Genomic DNA, 19,284 nt, shown 5'->3' on the forward strand with positions numbered 1-19,284 from the left:
AGTGGCGCGGTGCTGATCAGACGCGAGACACCCGCCGACGTGGACGCCGTCCGGGCGGTGCACGTCGCGGCCTTCGCCAAGGACGGTGTCGACGTACCCGTCGAGGCCACCCTCGTCGACGCGCTGCGCGCCGACGAGAGCTGGGTGTCCGCGTACTCCCTGGTGGCGGTCGATCCGGACGGCCAGGTGGTGGGGCACGTGGTGGCCACGCGCGGCCGGGTGGCCGGTGCGCCGGTGGCGGTGGGCCTCGGGCCGCTCGGCGTGCTGCCCGGCCGGCAGCGGCGCGGGGTCGGCAGCGCCCTGATGCACGCGGTGCTCGGCGCGGCCGACGCGCGGGACGAGCCCCTCGTCGTGCTGCTGGGGCACCCCGACTACTACCCGCGCTTCGGGTTCCGGCCGGCCGTGGAGCTGGGCGTCACCCCGCCGCAGCCGTGGGGTCCGCGGTACTTCATGGCCCGACCGATGCACGCGTGGCGCGACACGATCCGGGGCGAGTTCCGCTACGCCCGCCCGTTCGACGAGCTGTGATCGCGCCGCGCGTCCGCCGGCGACGCGCCACCGACCTGGACGGATGTGTCGCGGCGCTCGCCGAGGTCCACCGGGTCGACGGGTACCCGATGAACTGGCCCACCGACCCGCACCGGTGGTTGTGCGGACCACGACCGGCACGGGCCTGGGTCGCCGTCGCCGCCGACGCGGCCATCGTGGGACATGTGGCGGTGCACCGGGTGCCCGAGCCGGCCCAGGGGCCGCCCACCCGGCCGACAGCCGAGGTGGCCCGCCTCTTCGTGGCGCCCACCGCGCGCGGGCGGGCGCTGGGCGACGCGCTGCTGGCCCGCGCCCGGCAGTGGGCGCACGAACGCGCGACGGACCTGGTGCTCGAGGTCGCCGTGCGGGACGCCGCGGCGGTCGCGCTCTACGAACGCACCGGATGGCGGTGCGCCGGCAGCCGCACGGCAGAGTGGACCGCCCCGGACGGCGGCGCGGTGTCGTTGCGACGGTTCACCGTCCCGGCCCGGCCCGCCCCGGCCGAGGACTGACCGGTTCCGATCCGGCGGGTTCGGCCATCGCCGCGAGGCGGCGTGCCAGACGGGCGGCGGCGTCCCGCAGCTCCGCGGGCTCCACCACCCGCACCTCGTAGGTCAGGCGGGCGATGTGCGCGGCCAACCAGTCCAGATCGTCGCCGCCGACGACCAGCACACACCACCCGTCGCGGTCGTCCTCGACGCGGCCCACCTGCGGCGGCACCGACGCCCGCACCTCGTCGGGGTGGGCGCGTACCCGCACCCGGGCGACGTACCGGTACGGCGACCCGGTGACCGAGCGCTGCACGAAGGCCACCGGATCGGGATGCGCGCGGGGCCGGAAACGCCAGGTCGTGGCCACCGCCGTACGCATCCGGTCCAGCCGGAACGTGCGCCAGTCGGCCCGGTCGACGTCCCAGGCCATCAGGTACCACCGTCGGCCGGTGGTGACCATCCGGACCGGCTCGACCGTCCGCTCGCACTCCCCGTCCCGTCCCGGGTAGCCGAACCGCACCCGGACCGCGTCGCGGCAGGATCGCGCCAGCGTCACCAGCAGCTCGGCGTCGATCTCGACCACCGGCCCGACGAGGGTCTCGGTGGAGCCGTGCACCGCCCGTACCTCGGCGCGCAGCCGCGAGGGCATCACCTGGTCGAGCTTCGCCAACGCCCGCAGGGCGGCCTCGCCCGCACCGGCGACCGTGCCCCCGGTGGCCAACCGCAGGGACACCGCCGTCGCGATCGCCTCCCCGTCGTCGAGCAGCAGCGGCGGCAGCCGGGTGCCCGAGCCGAGCCGGTAGCCGCCACCGACGCCGGACACCGCGCGCACGGGATAGCCGAGATTCCGCAGGCGTTGGACGTCACGCCTGACGCAGCGGTCGGTGACCCGCAACCGCGCGGCGAGCTCGGCGGCCGTCCAGGACGGTCGTCGTTGCAGCAGCGCCAACAACCGCAGGACGCGCTCGGTGGTCGCCTCGACGGTCACCCGCCGATCGTTGCACAGGTTGAGGAACGATCCTGTCCGCGATTTCCGGGAGGCTGGGACCATGACCGACGAGATCAGGGGAGCTGCCATGCCACGCGACGTGCAGATCACGTTCGACTGCGCCGATCCGGCCGGGCTGGCGACGTTCTGGGCCGAGGCCCTCGGCTACCAGGTGCAGGGCCCGCCCAGCGGCTTCGAGTCGTGGGAGCAGGCACTGGACGCGATGGGCGTGCCGCCGGAGAACCGCAACGACGCCTCGGCGGTGGTCGACCCCGAGGGGTCCCGGCCACGGCTGTTCTTCCAGCGCGTACCGGAGGGCAAGCAGGTCAAGAACCGCGTCCACCTGGACGTCCGGGCGGCGCCCGGCCTCGCCGGAGACGAACGGATGGCGGCCCTCGAAGCGGAGGCCGACCGGCTCGTCGCGTACGGCGCCACCCGGCTCGGTCGGCACGAGCCCGCTCCCCCGCTCGGCGCCGGTCACCTCGTCATGGCCGACCCCGAGGGCAACGAGTTCTGCCTCGACTGATCGACTCGTGACCGCGTTCGCCCAGGTCACTGTCGCCACGACCGACGCCATGCGAACATATGTACGTGTCGCCCGGGGCCACCATCCTGCACGCCGACCTGGACGCCTTCTACGCGTCGGTCGAGCAGCGCGACGACCCGCGCCTACGGGGCCGCCCCGTGATCGTCGGCAGTGGGGTGGTCCTCGCGGCCAGCTACGAGGCGAAGGCGCGGGGCGTCCGCAGCGCGATGGGCGGTCAGCAGGCACGTCGCCTCTGCCCGGACGCGATCGTGATGCCACCGCGGATGTCGGCGTACACGGCCGCGAGCCGCGCGGTGTTCGAGATCTTCAGGCGGACCACCCCGCTGGTCGAGGGGCTCTCCATCGACGAGGCGTTCCTGGACGTGGGCGGGCTGCGCCGGCTGGTCGGGGCGCCGGCCGACATCGCGGACCGGCTGCGTCGGGAGGTCCGCGAGCAGGTCCGCCTGCCCATCACGGTGGGCGTGGCCCGCACGAAGTTCCTGGCGAAGGTCGCCAGCGGGGTGGCCAAACCGGATGGGCTGCTGGTCGTCGCACCCGACGGCGAACTGGCGTTCCTGCATCCGTTGCCGGTCGAGCGGCTCTGGGGCGTCGGCCCGATCACGGCCGAGAAGCTGCGCGAGCGTCGGATCCGTACCGTCGGCGACGTGGCCCGGCTCGGTGAGGCGGCGCTGGTCTCGCTGCTCGGCGCGGGCGCGGGCCGGCACCTGCACGCCCTGGCACACAACCGTGACCCACGGGGAGTGCAGGTGGGTCGCCGACGCGGTTCGATGGGCGCGCAGCACGCGCTGAGCCGTACCCCGCACGCGGCGGCGGAGCTGGACGCGATCCTCGCCGGCCTGGTCGACCGGGTCACCCGGCGGATGCGGGCCGCCGGGCGGGCCGGACGCACGGTGGTGCTGCGTCTGCGCTTCGGCGACTACACGCGGGCCACCCGATCGCACACCGTCCGCAAGGCGACCGCGGACACCACGCCGGTGCTCGCCGCCGCGCGGGCGCTGCTGCGGGCCACCCAGCCCGAGATCGACCGGCGGGGCGTCACCCTGATCGGCGTCTCGGTGGGCAACCTCGACGACAACCCGGTCCAGCCGGAGCTGCCGTTCCAACCCGACCCGGGCGCCGAACTGGACGCGGCGGTCGACGCGGTCCGCGACCGGTTCGGATCGGCGGCGCTCACCCGGGCGGTGCTGCTCGGCCGCGACCCCGGTGTCGAGATGCCGCTATTGCCCGACTGATGGTCGCGTTTCCTGCGATCGGTGACACATCACAGCAGGTCGGCGGTTTAGCCGACGGCCCACGGGTGACCCTTGGAGGGAACAGCCTGACGAGGGGGGCCCATGATGTCCGACGACACCAGCAACCGACCGAGCCGTCGCGTCGAGCGTCCGCACGACGTGACCGACCCGCTGCTCTGGCAGCTCGCGGTCGACGTGCTGGGCGCCCATGAGCCGGACGACGAGGGGCACTGCCGCAATCTCCAGTGCGCCGGGCAGGGGTGGCCGTGCGAGGCCCGCACCGGCGCCGAGCAGTCGCTGCGGCTGGCCCGCGGCGAATCCGCCTCGGTCGAGAAGACCGACGGGGGCAGCGACGCCGAGAGCCGCACCGGCTGGCGCGGTGAGGCGGTGCCGGCTCCGCGCTGGGGCCGCAACGCCGGGGTGGCGGCATCACAACGGGAGCAGAAGGCCTCGGCGTCGGCGGCCTGACCGCGACCCCGGGCGGCACACACGCGAACGCTCGACCGGTGAGCCGGCCGAGCGTTCGCGCGTCGTACGTCAGAGGCTGAGTCGCTGACCCGGGAAGATCAGACCCGGGTCGGCGCCGACGATCTGCCGGTTGCGCTCGTACAGCGCCTGCCAGCCACCGGTCGACCGGTGGTGGTCGGCGATCTCCGACAGGGTGTCGCCCGGCTTGACGGTGTACGTCCCGCCGCTCGACGCGGGCGCGGTGCGCTCGTGGTCGCGCGTCGCCGGCTGCTCGCCGCGCGTGGACCTGCTGGGCTTCGCGGTCGACTCGGTGGACCTGGTCGACTTGGTGGACTTCGTCGACTTGGTGGACTTCGTCGACTTGGTGGCGGAGCCGCCCGACGAGCCGCCCTTCTTGCCGCAGGTCGGCCAGGCGCCGATGCCCTGCCCGTCGAGCACCTTCTCGGCGACGGCGATCTGCTCGCCGCGGCTGGCCAGGTCGGCGCGTGCGGCGTACTTCTTGCCGCCGTAACCGGCCCAGGTGCTCTGCGAGAACTGCAAGCCGCCGTAGTAGCCGTTGCCGGTGTTGATCTTCCAGTTGCCGCCGGACTCGCACTTGGCGATCGCGTCCCAGTTGACGGCGGCCTGCGCCGGGGCGGCCGGGCCGAAGAGTGCGACAGCGCCGGTGACCGCGCCGACGGCCAGGGTGCCGACGGCGAGGCGGCGGGTGCTGACCCGTCGATGACGGGGCGTGTGAACAGACGTCATGTGAGTTTTCCTCCACGCCGGCGAGGTGAGCTGTCGGGTTCGGGCCGAGGAGCCCGGCCGCACGGTGGCGGCTTCACCCCGAGGTGACATGCACCGAGGAACCTGGGTCCCCCGCTCCCGCCCGGTTGACTGGGTTCCGACGACCGGGGGCGGGATTTGGCGTTGCCGGCCGTGGTGTCCGCAGTGGCGAACCCGACCGACGTTAGGCACGGTCGGTGACGATCGCCCACTCGCTGTGAAGTTCTTCACCGGCCCGCGCTCGGCGTTCCGGCCACCGGTTGCGGGGCATCGAACACTGTGCAGTGACCATGATGGACCGTTTACGATCAGCGGTCGGGGACGCCGTGCTCCCGGTGTCCGTAGAGCGGCGCGACGTCCGTGCCGCCGACCCGCCGAAGATCGGTGCAGCGCTCGCCGAGGGTCGCGCCGTGGGTGGCGCGAGACGGGACCTGACCGGCCGGCGGGGCCCTGCTGGGCGGACCGCCGGCCGGAGGGTGGATCCGGCTACAGGGTGCGGGCCAGCCGGTCGGCGAGCGTCCGGGTGAAGCGGGCCGGGTCGGCCAGCTCGCCACCCTCGGCGAGCACCGCCAGGCCGTACAGCAGCTCCGCCGTCTCGGTCAGGGCCGGCGAGGCGTCGCCCTGCTCGTGGGCCTTGCGGAGCCCGGCGACCAGCGGATGACCGGGGTTGATCTCCAGGATCCGCTTGGTGGACGGCACCTCGTGCCCCATCGCCCGGTACATCTTCTCCAGCGTGGGGGTGAGGTCGTGCGCGTCCCCGACGACGCAGGCGGGTGAGGTGGTCAGCCGCGACGACAGGCGGACCTCCCGGACGCTGTCGGCGAGGGTCGTGCCCAGCCATTCGACGAGCGCGGCGAACTCCTGCCGCTGCTGCTCGCGCTCGGTCTCGGCCTGCTGCTTCTCCTCGTCGGTGTCCAGGTCGACCTCGCCCTTGGCGATCGAGCGGAACTGCCGGCCGTCGTACGCGCCGACCCGCTCGACCCACACCTCGTCGACCGGGTCGGTCAGGAGCAGCACCTCGTGGCCCTTGGCCCGGAACGCCTCCAGGTGCGGCGAGTTCTCGATGGTGGCCCGGGAGTCGCCGGTGGCGTACCAGATGTCGCTCTGGCCGTCCTTCATCCGCGAGACGTAGCCGGCCAGGTCGGTGGGCTCGGCGGCGTCGTTCGTGGACGCCACCGACAGGATCTCCAGCAGGGTGTCCCGGTTGTCGGTGTCGTCGATCAGCCCTTCCTTGACGACGGTGCCGAACTCGGTCCAGAAGGTGCGGTACCGCTCGGGGTGGTTGGCCTTGAGGTCCTTGACCGTGGTGAGGACCTTCTTCACCAGGCGGCGGCGGACGATCTGGATCTGCCGGTCCTGCTGGAGGATCTCGCGGGAGATGTTCAGCGACAGGTCGTGCGCGTCGACGACGCCCTTGACGAAGCGCAGGTAGGTGGGGACCAGCGCCTCGCAGTCGTCCATGATGAACACGCGCTTGACGTAGAGCTGGACGCCTCGGCGGCCCTGCGGGGCGAACATGTCGAGCGGGGCGTGGCTGGGCAGGAACAGCAGCGCCTCGTACTCGAAGGTGCCCTCGCCCTTCATGTGCACGACCTCGAGCGGGTCGGCCCAGTCGTGGCTGACGTGCTTGTAGAACTCGTTGTACTCGGCGGCGTCGACCTCGTCGCGGGGCCGCGCCCAGAGTGCCTTCATCGAGTTGAGGGTCTGCACCTCGCTGGTGGCGTCCGCGCCGTCGACGCCGGGGCGTTCGACGGTCATCCGGATGGGCCACGCGATGAAGTCGGAGTACCGCTTGACGATCTCGCGGATGGTCCACTCGGCGGTGTAGTCGTGCAGGTTGTCCTCGGTGTCGGCGGGCTTGAGGTGCAGGGTCACCGAGGTGCCCTGCGGCGCCTCGTCGACGGCCTCGACCGAGTACGTGCCCTCGCCGGCGGACTCCCAGCGGGTGCCGCCGGTCTCGCCGGCCTTGCGGGTGAGCAGGGTGACCCGGTCGGCGACCATGAACGCGGCGTAGAAGCCGACCCCGAACTGGCCGATCAGGTCCTGCGAGGCGCGCGCGTCGGCGGACTCGCGAAGCTGGCGCAGCAGCTCGGCGGTGCCGGACTTGGCGATCGTGCCGATCAGACCGACCACCTCGTCGCGGGTCATCCCGATGCCGTTGTCCCGGACGGTGAGGGTGCGGGCGTCCCGGTCGACCTCGATGGCGACGTGCAGGTCGTCGGTGTCGGCGACGAGGTCCTTGTCGACGAGGGTGGCCAGCCGCAGCTTGTCCAGCGCGTCGGACGCGTTCGAGATGAGTTCCCGCAGGAAGACGTCCTTGTTCGAGTAGATCGAGTGGACGACCAGTTGGAGGAGCTGACGCGCCTCGGCCTGGAACTCCAACGTCTCGGCCTGGTTGCTCACACCGTCTCCCTTCTGTCACGTGCGGAGGTTCGCGCAAAGGATACGAGTCGTCACCGGGTGGGCGGTGGGGGCCTCGGGGTCGTATTCCCGATCCGGGAGGGGCATCGTCGTGACCTAGCTGACTTTGGTTAATAGAAGTCAGGTCGGCTAGCCTGACGGGCATGAAGATCTCCGGAAGCACCGCCCTCGTCACCGGCGCCAACCGTGGCTTCGGCCGCCACCTCGCCGTCGAACTCGCCGCGCGGGGCGCCACCGTCTACGCCGCCGCCCGCAACCCCGACACCGTCGACCTGCCCGGCGTGACACCCGTACGCCTCGACATCACCGACCCCGCCTCGGTGGCCGCCGCCGCCGAGCTGGCCGGCGACGTGAACCTGCTGATCAACAACGCCGGCATCGACTCGGGGACCGACCTCCTCGACGGCGACCTGGACCTCGTCCGGCTGGAGCTGGAGACCCACTACCTGGGCACCCTGTCGATGGTCCGGGCCTTCGCGCCGGTCATCGCCGGCAACGGCGGCGGCACGATCCTGAACATCCTCTCCGTGCTGTCCTGGATCAACTTCCCGAAGCACGGGGCCTACGGCGCCGCGAAGTCCGCCGAGTGGGCGATGACCAACGCGCTGCGCGTCCAGCTCGCCGACCGGGGCGTCCGCGTCGCCGGACTGCACGTCGGTTACATGGACACCGACATGACCGCCGCTATCACCGACCCGAAGTCCGACCCCGAGACGGTCGCCCGGATCGCCGTGGACGGCATCGAGACCGACGCGTACGAGATCCTCGCCGACGACGTCAGCCGCCAGGTGCGGGCCGGCCTGGCCGGCGGCGCCACCGCGCTCTACCCGCAGCTCCCCTGACCCTCGACGCGGCGGGCCGCCGCCGGGTGTCCCGGCGACGGCCCGCCTCTCGTCGGGTACGCGGTCAGCTCGCCTGCAACGTCACGTCGTCGATCACGAAGCTGGTCTGCAGCGAGGCGTCCTCGGTGCCGGTGAACGTCAGCGTCACCGTCTGCCCGGCGTACGCGGCCACGTTCAGCGTGCGCTGGACGTAGCTGGTGGAGGCGTTCAGGTTCGAGTACGTCGCGAGCGTCGTCGAACCCACCTTCACGGTCAGCTTGTCGTACGCCGTCGAGGTAGTCGTCTCGGCGGTGTCGATGCGCGTCCAGAACGACAGCGTGTAGCTGGCGCATCCGGCCGGCACGGTCACCGCCTGGGACAGAGTCTCGGTACGGGTGCTGCCGTACCCGTTGAGCCACGCCTTGTACGACCCGGTCCGGGCCGGCTTGCTGCTGGAGTTGGTGATTACCCCGGAGGACGCGGTCCACGGCGTGGTGCCGTTCTCGAAGCCGCCGTTGCCGATCACCTGGCCGCCCGCGCATCCGCCGGTGCCGGTCACCGTGAGGGTGAGGGTGGCGCTGCGGGTGACCGAGCCGGTGCCGGTGACCGTCACGGTGAAGGTGCCGGTCGCCGCGCTCGACGACGCCGTCAGGGTCATCGTCGACGAGCCCCCGGAGGTCACCGAGGTCGGGCTGAACGACACGCTCACCCCGCTGGGCGCGCCGGAGGCGGAGAGGCTCACCGACTGCGCGGAGCCGGCAGTGGTCGCCGTGGAGACCGTGGCGGTGGTGCTGGCGCCCTGGGCCACGGTGCGGGTCGTGGGGCTGACCGCCACGGAGAAGTCGTTGGTCGGGGTGCCGCCGCCCACCGCGAGCTGCCACAGCGCGTACGCGACGCCGTCGGCCGCCCGGTTCAGCACCGTGGCGCTGACGTTGGCCGTGGTGTCACACGAGCGGTGGTAGCAGGGGTCGTACGCCGAGTTGGCCGTGCCGCCCCACTTGGACGCCTGGGCGCTGGTCTTGCGGGCGCTGGCGCCGGCCGCGTAGCCGGAGGTGGGGATGCCGGCCTGCTGGAAGTAGTAGTCGTCGGAGCGACCCTGCCCCTCGACGTTCTCCTCCGGCGCAAGACCCAACGAGTCCCAGTACGCCTTCAGCGGCGCCGCCGTGGTCGAGGTGACCCGGTTGATGAAGTAGCCCCCGTTGGTCGAGCCGACCATGTCGAAGTTGTAGTAGCCCTTGATGTAGCCGCGCTGGGTGGTGTTGAGCGAGTTGACGTAGAACCGGGAGCCGTTGAGCCCCTGCTCCTCGTCGGTCCACCAGGCGAACCGGACCTTCTTCGTCATGGTCGGGTTCTGCGCGGCCAGGACCAGCGCGTTCTCCAGCAGGGTGGCCGAGCCGGTGCCGTTGTCGTTGATGCCCGGGCCGGCCGAGACGCCGTCGAGGTGGGCGCCGAACATGACCACCTGGTCGGCCGGGCCGCCCGGCCACTCCGCGATCAGGTTGTTCGAGGGGTACGTGCAGCTGGAGCAGTACTGCTCGCTGACTGTGTAGCCGGCCGACTGGAGCCTGCTCTTGACGTAGTTGAGCGAGGCGGTGTAGCCGGCCGAGCCGGCCCTCCGGTTGCCGCCGTTGCTGGTGGCGATGGAGTTGAACTGGGTCAGATGGGCCTGGACGTTCGTGACGGAGATGTCCGGTGCGGCCAGGGCGGCGGCGGACGCGGCGATCGGCCGGGCCAGCGTCGTCGTCGTGGTGGGCGACGCGGTCGCCGGCTGGGCGGCCACGGTCACCGTCATGGCGAACACGGCGAGCGCGGTTCCCGCGCTCAGCGTTCTGCCTCTCATGGGGGCTCCTCGGGGGTTGGAGAGATAACCGCGACACTGACAGATATCGATGTTGCGGGCATCGGTCGTTCGTCCGGAACCACCACCGCTTCGACGGTAGGTGCCGGCGTCGGCACAGGTGAGTAGAGATGCCAGGATGGGTAGGTAACACCAGCGGGGTCGACGGGCCCGGAACGGGGGGCTTGCGATGGGGCCGGGTCGCACGTGACACGACCCAGCACGGATCTGTTCACCGACGGCGGCGACACGGGCCGGCTGATGGCGGCCCTGGACTGGGCCGGTACGCCCCTCGGTCCGGTCGGCGACTGGTCGCAGAGTCTGCGCGCCGCGGTCCGGGTGGTGCTCTCCTCCCGCTACCCGATGCTGCTGCTCTGGGGCGAGCGCTTCTCCCAGCTCTACAACGACGCGTACTCGGCGTTGATCGGCGACAAACACCCCGCCGCGCTCGGCGGTGACGTGCGCGTCACCCTGGCCGAGGGCTGGGACGTCCTCGCCCCGCTGATCGAGCGGGCCATGGCCACCGGCGTCGCCAGCTGGGTGCCCGCCCTGCAGCTGCTGCTGGAGAGGGCCGGCTACCGCGAGGAGGCGTACTTCAGCGTCTCGCACGCCCCGGCGCGCGACGACGACGGCCGCACCGTCGGCGTGCTGACCGTGTGCAGCGAGGTCACCGAGCAGGTGGTCGGCGAACGGCGGCTGCGGCTGCTGCGCGACCTGTCCGTACGCGGCGACGGGCGCACCGTCGACGTGGACGACACCTGCGCGCGCCTGATCTCCGCGGTCGGCGGTCACCCGCTGGACGTGCCGTTCGCCGCGATCTACCTGCGCGACGGCGCGGTCCTGCGGCGGGTCGCCTGCGTCGGCGGGAAACCGGACGACGCCACGGTGCCGCGTCGGCTGCCCGACGCCGTGCACCTGGACGACCCCGGCCGGATCGGACACGCGTGGGGTCTGCCGGACGCCGCCGAGGGCCGACCGACCGAGGTGAGTGGTGTCGCCGAGCAACTGGCGCTGCCCGGCGGCCCGTGGGACGACCCGGTACGCGCCGCGCTAGCGCTGCCGCTGCCCTCGGCCGACCAGCAGCAGCCACTCGGCGTCCTGCTCGCCGGGGTCAGCCCCAACCGTGGGCTGAACGAGGCGTACCGGTCCTTCTACCAACTGCTCGCCCAGCAGGTGTCCATCGCGCTGCGCAACGCGCGGGAGTACGAGCAGGAGCGCCGCCGGGCCGAGGCGCTCGCCGAACTGGACCGGGTCAAGACCAACTTCTTCACCAACGTCAGCCACGAGTTCCGTACCCCGCTGACCCTCATGCTCGGCCCGCTCGGTGACGCGCTCACCGACGCCGCCGCGCCGCTCGCGCCGGTGCAGCGGGAGCGGGTGGAGACCGCTTGGCGGAACGCCACCCGGCTGTTGACCCTGGTCAACAGCCTGCTGACCTTCTCCAGCCTGGAGGCCGGGCGGGCGTCCAGCGACGCCCGCGTGATCGATCTCGCGGCACTCACCACCGAGCTGGCCGGCGTGTTCCGGGCGGCCGTCGAACGGGCCGGGCTGGTGCTGGAGGTCGACTGCCCGCCGCTGCCCGGCCCCGTCACGGTGGATCCGGTCAACTGGGAACGCATCGTCACCAACCTGCTCTCCAACGCGCTGAAGTACACGTTCATCGGGCGGATCCGGGTCGCGCTGGACGCCGATGAGGAGGAGGTCCGGCTCACCGTCACGGACACCGGCATCGGCATCGCCGAACAGGACCTGCCGAAGCTCTTCGAACGGTTCCACCGGGTGCAGGGCACCCGCTCCCGCAGCCACGAGGGCACCGGGATCGGCCTGGCCCTGGTCCACGAGTTGACCCGCCTGGAGGGCGGGCAGGTCCGGGTGTCCAGCCAGATCGGCGTCGGCACCACCTTCACGGTGGCGCTGCCCCGGTCGGCGTCGCGCCACGCCACGGCGACCGGACCAGCGCCGGACGGGCGGGGTGACGCGGCCCGCGCCGCCGCCGCCGAGGCCATGGGCTGGCTGGCCGACCCGGCCGGCGACGTACCGCGGACCGCCGCGGCGTCCGGTCCGGGCGCCGACGAACTGGCCGGCGCGGACATCCTGCTGGCCGACGACAACAGCGACATGCGGGCGTACCTGAGCCGGCTGCTCACCGCGCAGGGCTGGCGCGTGCGGGCGGTCAACGACGGCCGGCAGGCCCTGGACGCGATCCGCAGCGATCCGCCGGACGTGGTCCTGACCGATGTGATGATGCCGGTGCTCGACGGGTTCGACCTGGTCCGGCAGCTGCGCGCGGACCCGTCGACCCGGACACTGCCGGTGCTGGTGCTCTCCGCCCGGGCCGGCGAGGAGGCCAGCGTGGCCGGCCTGAGCCTGGGCGCCGACGACTACCTGGTCAAGCCGTTCGCCGCCGCCGAACTGATCGCGCGGGTGCGGGTCGCCATCCGCCGGGCCTGGTCCGGCACGCCGACCGACCCGTCGCCGGTCGGCGGCACCGCGCCGACAGGCGACGGCGCGCCCCCGGCCGCAGTCGCCACCGAACCTCCCGCGCCGACCGTCGACGCCCCGGCGGCCGGGCCGGACGACCCCGACCCGTCCCGCACCGCCGCCGAGCCGGTCACCGGAGCGCCGACCGGACCGGCCGGCGAGGACCTGGACGCCGCCTGGACGTACCCCTCGGAGCCCACCTCGGCCGCCGCGCTGCGCCGGGACGTACGGGTGGCGCTGGCCGATCTGGACGTCGGCGCGGACCTGCTGGAGGATCTGCTGCTCGCCGCCTCCGAGGCCATGAACAACGCCGTCGAGCACGCGCAGCGACCCAGCCGCCCGGAGGTGCGGGTCCGGCTCCAGGTCGGCGGCGGCCTGATCCGGATCTCGGTCCGCGACTTCGGCACCTGGCGGGACCGCCGGCCGGCGATGGACCGGGGGCGCGGCGCGCTGCTGATGAACGCGTACGGCGACGTGCGGCTGGTCTCCACCGCCGAGGGGACGACGGTGACCATCGAGCGTCGGCTCGCCGACCCGGCCTGAGTCGACCGGCGTTCCTCTAGAGGCGGCGACCGGTGGCGTCACGGGCGACGATGCCGTCCAGCCGCCGCCCCGGGGTCAGCTCGGCCGGCTCGAACCAGAAGATCACCACCTGCGGGTCGACGCTCCACCGGGCGAGGCGGGCCTCGACCTGCTGGCCGTCCACGGTGCCGACGATCCGCGTGGCGGGGCCGACGAAGTACCCGAAGGCGGGCACCGGCGCGGCGGACGACCGCTCGTCGTAGCCGATCTGGTGGAACCCCGGGCTACGGTCGGACCCCTGAACGTCGTTGACCAGGATGTCCGTGGTCAGGGCGCCGTCCGGGGCGCGGCGGCCGGCGGCCAACCCGATGGACACCTGCGGCTGGCCGGGCACCGACACACCGACGACGTAGTACACCCGCTGGTCGGCGCCGTGCCGGACCCCGCTGTCGACGATCCGGCCCAACGGCTCCGGCGGTGGTGTCGACGGCGGCGGCGTCGGTTTCTCCGATGTCGGCGTCGTCGGGACGGCGACCGGCGTCGGGGCGACGGCCACCGGCGGCGGACGGTCGACCGGCGGCGGGTCCCCCGGCCGCGCGCCGACCGCCACCATCACGAGGACGGATGCCAGGGCGGCGGCCAGCGTCGCCGCTCCGGCTCCGGCGACCCGTCGACGGGTCCGCAACCGTCGCCCCTCGCGCATGACGGCGGCCAGGTCGAGGGGGGCGGCCGTGTGCTCGATCGCCCGCATGGCGTCGCGGAGCCGGTCCAGCTCGGTCATCGCCGCGCCTCCTTGTTGTCGACCGCGAGCGGGCCGGCGGCGCGCAGCTTCTCCAGGGCCCGGGAGCTGGTGCTCTTGACCGTGCCCACGGAGATGGCGAGTTCCCTCGCCACCTGCGCCTCCGGAAGGTCGAAGTAGTAGCGGAGCACGACGATGGCCCGTTCGCGAGGGCTCAGCGCGCCGAGGATGGCGGTCAGCCAGCGGCGCGTGACCACCTCGTCGGCCACGTCGTCGCCCCGCCGCTCCGGGACGTCCTCGGTCGGATACTCCCGCAACGGGCGCCGCCACCCGTCCACCAGATGGTTGACCAGGATGCGGCGGGCGTAGCCGTACGCATCGTCGTCGCGGATCCGGGACCAGGAGGCGTACGTGCGCACCAGCGCGGTCTGCGCGGCGTCCTCGGCCCGGTGGTGGTCCCCGGTCATCAGGTACGCGGCGTGCACCAGGCGCGCGCTCGCCCCCTGCGCGAACTCGACGAACTCCGCGTCACCCCGCGCCACCGCGTGCCCTCCCCGTGCCACACCGGTACCGACGGGCGGGGCCGGCGAAAGGTTGAGTCCGAGACGCATCAACTTTTCGCCGCGATCACCCGTCTTCTCCCCCGCGTCGCCACCGCGCGACGCGCGAGGGGAGAGACATGTCGACGAAGGCTACCCGCCGCGGCTACGCCACCTCTGCGGCGTTGCTGGTGGTGGCACTGCTCACCGGGTGTGACCTGCCGGTGGCCGGTGCGAACGACCCGGGCCCGGCCAGCCCTGCCACGGCCGGCCCGACGCTCGGCGGGCAGCCCGCGGCGGGGCAGGTGCCGACCGACCGGCCCGCAGTCGCCGGGACGGCTGGCGCCGCGCCCCCGCCCGTCGTGGTCAGCTACCCCGCCAGCGGCGGCAACCGCTGGACGACGGCGGCCGCCCAGGCGACCGCCGGCTCCGGCACCCGCGGGCGCCTGCTGCGCTACCGGGTCCTGGTGGAGCGCGACATCCGCGGGCTGCCGGCGGCCGAGATCGCGGCGGAGGTGTCGGCGACGCTCGACGACCCGCGCGGGTGGACGGCCGGCGGGAGGTGGCGCCTGCGCCGGGTGGGAGCGGGCACCCCTGCCGACTTCACCATCTACCTAGCCACCCCCGGCACCCGCGACACACTCTGCCAGGACGTGCCGGACGGCTACACGTCGTGCCGCAACGGCGACCGGGTGGTGCTCAACGTGGCCCGCTGGGTCAAGGCGGTCTCGGGCTACGGCGCGAACCTGGCCACCTACCGGCAGTACATGGTCAACCACGAGGTCGGTCACCGGCTCGGGCTGGGACACGAGCGTTGCCCGCGACGCGGGCGACCCGCACCGGTGATGCAGCAGCAGACGTTGGGCCTGCACGGCTGCACCGCCAACGCCTGGCCGTACCCGGACGGCACGGCCCGCTACGCCGGACCGTTCGGGGCGTACCGCGATTCGATCCCGGCACCCGAGGGGGCCCGGCCGGCGCACTGAGCGCGGCCGTTCAGGAGCGGCGCCGGCGCTCCTGTTCGAGTCGTTCGTCGAGGCGGCCCAGCTCGTAGATGGCGTTGAGGTTGGTCGGCAGCCGGCTGACATTGTCCGGTACCAGGCCGGGATCCGGATCGGGAGCGGGCGGCGCGGGGGTCGGTGCGGGCGTGTCGGTCGCCACGGCCACCGGGCGGCGACGCCACAGCAGCAGCAGTGCCAGGACACCGAGGACAGCGGCGAGCACCAGGTAGTACGCGGGCGGCCAGCCGCCCCGGGTGGGGGTGGTGAGCGTCGGCGGGGCGGCCGGAGCGGGCGCGCCGCCGTCGCGCGGTGACTCGGCGCTGCCCCGGGGGTCCGGGACGTTCGCGGGACGATCGCGCGGGCCGGGTGCCGCCGACGCCGAGGGTGTCGACCGGGCGGGTGGGGTGCTCGCGGGCGCCGCCGGAGCCGGCCGGCCGGGGGGCGCCGACGTGCTGGGCGTGGGGGCGGCGGTGGGCGCCGGCGCCGGGGTCGCACCCGGCGCGGCACCCCCGCCCAGCAGGTCGTCGACGATCCGCCCGACGCCCCCCAGCAGGTCGCTGATCGGCCCCGAGGTGGTCGACGGGGACGGGGCGGGCGTCAGGGCGAGGGTCAGCACCAGGGCGACGACAGCAGGCATGGTCCACCTCGGAACGTGTCGATGTGCCAGGCACCGTACCGCACAGCGGTCACACGTGGGTGACACCCCGTGGTGGTCGGGGACGCCGTTCGCGCCCCCGACCACCCCGTTCCACAGTGCTCAGACCGGTAGGCCACCGACCTGGGTGGAGATCCAGGACCGGATGGACGGCAGGTCCACGTAGATCGACGGGCCGGTGGCGCAGGTGGAGTTGTTGTTACCGGCCCGGCTGGTGGCGCCGATCAGGTTCCAGACCCCGTTGACCTGGCGCACCTGCGGGCCTCCGGAGTCGCCGTAGCAGGCACCCGAGTTGCCGTTCGTGTTGTTCGTGCAGATCTCGTACGGGCCGTTGATGCCCGAGCACCGGCTGTCGGCCACGATTGACGTGTCCAGCTCGTTGGCGACCGCCGGGGCGGATCCGCATCCCCGGGGAGCGCAGGTCTGGCCCCAGCCGATGATCCGGGTGGCGGTGCCGACCGCGCCGGAGGTGCTCGGGATCGGGGCCGGGGCGTACGTGACCGAGCTCGCGAGTTGCAGCAGCTTGACGTCGACGCTCGGGTGGTTGACCCCGCGGGTCACCCGGACCACGGTCCCCCCGCTGGTGCGGTTGACGCTGCCCACCCGCACCGAGGACGGCGTCGAACAGTGCTTGGCGGTGACCGCCCAGTTGGCCTTGATCAGCGTGCCGGTGCAGCCGGAGACGTACACCATGAACGGGTAGTTCTCGGTGGCCGGCCGTCCGCCGACGACCATCGGGCTGACGTCGCCGGCCTCGCCGGTCCAGGTGTACGTGGTGCCGGCGGTGGGCGCGGCCAGGCTGCCGGCGAACAGCGAGTTCACCCGGGACGCCTCGGTCGAGTTGGGGGTGGCGTTGCGGCAGGAGACCGGGGCGCTGCTGCCGGACATCAGGTCGGTGCAGAGGCCGGTGCGCCGGTCCGGCAGGCCGAGGATGTGGCCCAGCTCGTGAGCGGCGATCCGGTTGCGGTCGTACCCCTGGTTGACCGCCGTGCGGCCCATCCAGATCCGGCCGGAGCCGAGGCCTGTCGGTTGTGCCCGGGGCCAGCCGTCGTCGACGGTGATGGTGATGCTGGCCGGGGTGCCGGCCAGGAGCCGGACGTTGCTGACCCGGCTGTTCCAGATCTGCGCGGCCTGGTCGAAGTTGGTGCGGAACTCCCCGGTGCGGCTGGCGTCGTAGTAGACGGTCCGCACGGCGGCGGCCGGCGCTCCGGTGGCGAGCTGCACCCCGGCTGCCGCCAGCACGGCCACGAGCATGGCCAGCGCCGTACGTCTCAGTTGTCGTCGGAACATCACGCACTCCCCTGCGGTCGCCGGCGGCCACCGGCCACCAGTCATCGATGTACGTGAATGCTAGAGCTCGGCCGACCGATGTCCGACATAGCGGAAGCGTCATACCGCCGATGAGCGCGGCGACCCGCGCCGACCGGTCCCGGGTGACAGCCGGACCGTCGGCGGCGACCAGCGCCTCGACGGGCGCCCACTGTCGACTGAATCCGCCCACTGTTACCCAGCGGTTACGCCACGGCGAAGTGCCGGTGCCGGGACGGGACGACGGTGGCGACAGAGGGCCACCGGCAGTGTCGCCGCCACGTGGCCCCGACTCTGGAAGGGAGAACCATGATGAGGATCAGAGGCGCACTGACGGCGGCGGTGGTCGTCCTCGCCGGGTTGGTCGTCGGCGCGGGCAGCAGCGCCGCGGCGGACACCACGACCGGGTCGGCGTACTGCGGCATCGCCTGGGGCAGCGCGGAGAAGTCGGCCGGCACGCTCAGCGACGCCCCGCTCGTCGACGTCCGCACCGGCCGGCACGACTGCTACGACCGGGTGGTGTTCGAGTTCGCCGGACCGGTCGACGGTTACACGGTCGGCTACGGCGAGACGTGGACCGAGGGCGAAGGGCTGGCGTTGTCGCCGTACACGGCAGGGGGCGCGCTGCTGCGGGTCTCGCTGCGCGCACCGGCGTACGACGACGCCCACCAGGGCACCGTGCCGTACGCGGTCGGTGAGCACGCCGCGAACCTGCTGCGCTACCCGACCCTGCGTGATGTCGTCTTCGGCGGCAGCTTCGAGGGCTACAGCACCTTCGCGGTAGGCGTACGGGCACGGCTGCCGTTCCGCACGTTCGTCCTCGCCGGTCCGGGCGCGCACAGTCGGGTCGTCCTCGACGTGGCCCACCAGTGGTGATCGGACCGGACGTCGCGCGCGGAGCACCGCGGTGCGGGGCAATCGGCGCGGGCACCGCACGTCGGCCGACGTGCGGTGCCACCGGACCGGTCGCCGTGCCGGACGGTCGACCCGCCGACCGTCAGAGCGTGCGCTGGTACTCCTCCCAGGTCCGCTTCGGGCTCACCGCCGGCCCGTCGTCGGCGGCCCGGTTGGCCAGGCCGTTCCGACCGAGGTAGTAGTCGCCGGCCTGGTTCTGCGCACCGGTCGACTGGTCGGTGTCGGACAGCGCGATCGCGTGGATGTGGTATCCCCAGTCCCCCTGGGCCGGGGTCCGCAGCCACGCGGCGAACCCCACCGTCCGCAGTCGACGCAGCACGTCCGTCCGGACGGCCGACGAGAGCCCGCTGACCGAGAGGTCGAGCGCGCCGCCGCCGTCGTGCGTGCCGGCGGACGCGCCCACACCGCTGCTGTACGAGCCCTGCGTGATGCCGAGTTGACGGCCCAGCAGGCGTTCGGCCTCGAGCAGCATCGACCTGGTGCGCGTGTTGACCTGCACACCGCGCAGGGTCACCACGCTGCCCGGCGAGATCGCCCTGACCACTGTGTAACGACCTTCGCCGAGCGACCGCAGCGACGACGGGCCGGGCAGGCCTGTCGCGTCGAGACCGGTGTAGCCGAGCGACCGCTGGTAGGCCGCGTACGCGGCGATGGTGCTGGTGCCGAAGTGCCCGTCGACGTACGTCGACGACAGCAGCCCTCTCGCCGCCAGGGCGCGTTCCACGAGCAGGACGCTGTCCTTCGCACCCTCGGTGAGGGCGGTGTCCGGCCGACGCGGATCGATCTGCGCGGCCTTGATCAGCGCCTCCATGTCCAGCTGCGGCAACGCGGCCGAGGCCGAGCTTGCCAGCGGTACGGCGCCGACGACCGCCGCGCCGGCGGCGACGAGCAGGTTTCGTCTCGTGAGCACGCTTCCTCCGTAAGATATTGACCGATCTGCATGGCAGAGTGAAGCTAGTCTTCAATGCCGGGGCCCAGTTGTCACCCCGCCGGGGCGTACGAAAGTTCCACGGGACCGCCTCCCGT

18 protein-coding genes, 1 pseudogene and 1 riboswitch are annotated in these 19,284 nt (G+C 73.0%); of the genes and pseudogenes, 9 read left to right on the top strand and 10 right to left on the bottom strand.

Annotated elements, in window-relative coordinates; genetic code table 11:
- Positions 1-9 precede the first annotated feature (9 nt).
- Together ABZS77_RS24815 and ABZS77_RS24820 are read left to right on the top strand one after the other, a co-directional pair.
- The gene (locus tag ABZS77_RS24815; protein ID WP_354827253.1) at positions 10-528 is read left to right on the top strand and encodes an N-acetyltransferase; all 519 of its coding nucleotides are present in this window, start codon (positions 10-12) and stop codon (positions 526-528) included.
- The gene (locus tag ABZS77_RS24820; RefSeq protein WP_354827256.1) at positions 525-1,040 is read left to right on the top strand and encodes a GNAT family N-acetyltransferase; all 516 of its coding nucleotides are present in this window, start codon (positions 525-527) and stop codon (positions 1,038-1,040) included. The genes ABZS77_RS24815 and ABZS77_RS24820 overlap by 4 nt, the downstream gene beginning before the upstream one ends.
- On the opposite strand, the gene ABZS77_RS24825 is transcribed toward ABZS77_RS24820, so the two are convergent.
- Positions 1,003-2,007, bottom strand: coding sequence for a WYL domain-containing protein (locus tag ABZS77_RS24825; RefSeq protein WP_354827259.1), 1,005 nt, complete (start codon positions 2,005-2,007; stop codon positions 1,003-1,005). The two genes, ABZS77_RS24820 and ABZS77_RS24825, sit on opposite strands and share 38 nt — an antisense overlap.
- 88 nt (positions 2,008-2,095) lie before the next feature.
- On the opposite strand from ABZS77_RS24825, the gene ABZS77_RS24830 reads away from it, so the two are divergent.
- From ABZS77_RS24830 to ABZS77_RS24840, 3 genes are all read left to right on the top strand, one after another.
- Positions 2,096-2,533, top strand: a complete 438-nt coding sequence (locus tag ABZS77_RS24830) for a VOC family protein (protein WP_354827344.1) — start codon at positions 2,096-2,098, stop codon at positions 2,531-2,533.
- A 65-nt stretch (positions 2,534-2,598) separates the two neighbouring features.
- A complete protein-coding gene (dinB, locus tag ABZS77_RS24835; RefSeq protein ID WP_354827262.1) occupies positions 2,599-3,786 on the top strand; it encodes a DNA polymerase IV in 1,188 nt (395 codons plus the stop codon).
- 102 nt (positions 3,787-3,888) lie between these two features.
- Positions 3,889-4,254: a hypothetical protein gene (locus tag ABZS77_RS24840; RefSeq protein ID WP_354827265.1), complete on the top strand. Its 366-nt coding sequence runs from the start codon at positions 3,889-3,891 to the stop codon at positions 4,252-4,254.
- Positions 4,255-4,323: 69 nt separating this feature from the next.
- On the opposite strand, the gene ABZS77_RS24845 is transcribed toward ABZS77_RS24840, so the two are convergent.
- A complete protein-coding gene (locus ABZS77_RS24845; protein ID WP_354827267.1) occupies positions 4,324-5,001 on the bottom strand; it encodes a transglycosylase family protein in 678 nt (225 codons plus the stop codon).
- Position 5,002: 1 nt separating this feature from the next.
- A riboswitch (cyclic di-AMP (ydaO/yuaA leader) is annotated at positions 5,003-5,173 on the bottom strand.
- Positions 5,174-5,505: 332 nt separating this feature from the next.
- Complete coding sequence (htpG, locus tag ABZS77_RS24850) at positions 5,506-7,422, bottom strand: molecular chaperone HtpG (RefSeq protein ID WP_354827270.1); 1,917 nt, start codon at positions 7,420-7,422, stop codon at positions 5,506-5,508.
- 161 nt (positions 7,423-7,583) lie between these two features.
- Between htpG and ABZS77_RS24855 the strand changes: the two genes are divergently transcribed.
- Positions 7,584-8,282: an SDR family oxidoreductase gene (locus ABZS77_RS24855; protein ID WP_354827273.1), complete on the top strand. Its 699-nt coding sequence runs from the start codon at positions 7,584-7,586 to the stop codon at positions 8,280-8,282.
- A gap of 64 nt (positions 8,283-8,346) precedes the next feature.
- On the opposite strand, the gene ABZS77_RS24860 is transcribed toward ABZS77_RS24855, so the two are convergent.
- Positions 8,347-10,101 carry a M28 family peptidase gene (locus ABZS77_RS24860; protein WP_354827275.1) on the bottom strand — a complete coding sequence of 585 codons (1,755 nt, stop codon included), beginning with the start codon at positions 10,099-10,101 and terminating at the stop codon, positions 8,347-8,349.
- Between the two features lie 204 nt (positions 10,102-10,305).
- Between ABZS77_RS24860 and ABZS77_RS24865 the strand changes: the two genes are divergently transcribed.
- Entirely contained in the window at positions 10,306-13,122 is a 2,817-nt protein-coding gene (locus tag ABZS77_RS24865; protein ID WP_354827278.1) for an ATP-binding protein, read from the top strand.
- Between the two features lie 16 nt (positions 13,123-13,138).
- Here the strand turns inward: ABZS77_RS24865 and ABZS77_RS24870 are convergent, their stop codons facing one another.
- Both ABZS77_RS24870 and ABZS77_RS24875 read right to left on the bottom strand, forming a co-directional pair.
- Positions 13,139-13,882, bottom strand: coding sequence for a hypothetical protein (locus ABZS77_RS24870; protein ID WP_354827281.1), 744 nt, complete (start codon positions 13,880-13,882; stop codon positions 13,139-13,141).
- The gene (locus ABZS77_RS24875; protein WP_354827284.1) at positions 13,879-14,382 is read right to left on the bottom strand and encodes a SigE family RNA polymerase sigma factor; all 504 of its coding nucleotides are present in this window, start codon (positions 14,380-14,382) and stop codon (positions 13,879-13,881) included. Before ABZS77_RS24875 ends, ABZS77_RS24870 begins: the two co-directional genes overlap by 4 nt.
- Positions 14,383-14,519: 137 nt before the next feature.
- On the opposite strand from ABZS77_RS24875, the gene ABZS77_RS24880 reads away from it, so the two are divergent.
- Positions 14,520-15,365, top strand: coding sequence for a DUF3152 domain-containing protein (locus tag ABZS77_RS24880; RefSeq protein WP_354827286.1), 846 nt, complete (start codon positions 14,520-14,522; stop codon positions 15,363-15,365).
- A 10-nt stretch (positions 15,366-15,375) separates the two neighbouring features.
- Here ABZS77_RS24880 and ABZS77_RS24885 read toward each other — a convergent pair whose 3' ends face one another.
- The 3 genes and pseudogenes from ABZS77_RS24885 to ABZS77_RS24895 form a co-directional block, all read right to left on the bottom strand.
- Positions 15,376-16,017, bottom strand: a complete 642-nt coding sequence (locus ABZS77_RS24885; RefSeq protein WP_354827289.1) for a hypothetical protein — start codon at positions 16,015-16,017, stop codon at positions 15,376-15,378.
- A 120-nt stretch (positions 16,018-16,137) separates the two neighbouring features.
- On the bottom strand, positions 16,138-16,833 hold the full coding sequence (locus ABZS77_RS24890; protein ID WP_354827347.1) for a trypsin-like serine protease: 696 nt from the start codon (positions 16,831-16,833) through the stop codon (positions 16,138-16,140).
- 18 nt (positions 16,834-16,851) lie between these two features.
- A pseudogene (locus ABZS77_RS24895) lies at positions 16,852-17,325 on the bottom strand (snapalysin family zinc-dependent metalloprotease); the annotation flags it as partial.
- 330 nt (positions 17,326-17,655) lie between these two features.
- On the opposite strand from ABZS77_RS24895, the gene ABZS77_RS24900 reads away from it, so the two are divergent.
- A complete protein-coding gene (locus ABZS77_RS24900) occupies positions 17,656-18,219 on the top strand; it encodes a hypothetical protein (RefSeq protein WP_354827292.1) in 564 nt (187 codons plus the stop codon).
- A gap of 121 nt (positions 18,220-18,340) precedes the next feature.
- On the opposite strand, the gene ABZS77_RS24905 is transcribed toward ABZS77_RS24900, so the two are convergent.
- Positions 18,341-19,168 (bottom strand): peptidoglycan-binding domain-containing protein, encoded by an 828-nt coding sequence (locus ABZS77_RS24905; RefSeq protein ID WP_354827295.1) that lies wholly within the window; start codon positions 19,166-19,168, stop codon positions 18,341-18,343.
- Positions 19,169-19,284 lie beyond the last annotated feature (116 nt).

Origin of the sequence: Micromonospora sp. NPDC005298 (assembly GCF_040607375.1) — a bacterium.
In the GTDB taxonomy this organism is placed as follows: Bacteria; Actinomycetota; Actinomycetes; order Mycobacteriales; family Micromonosporaceae; genus Micromonospora.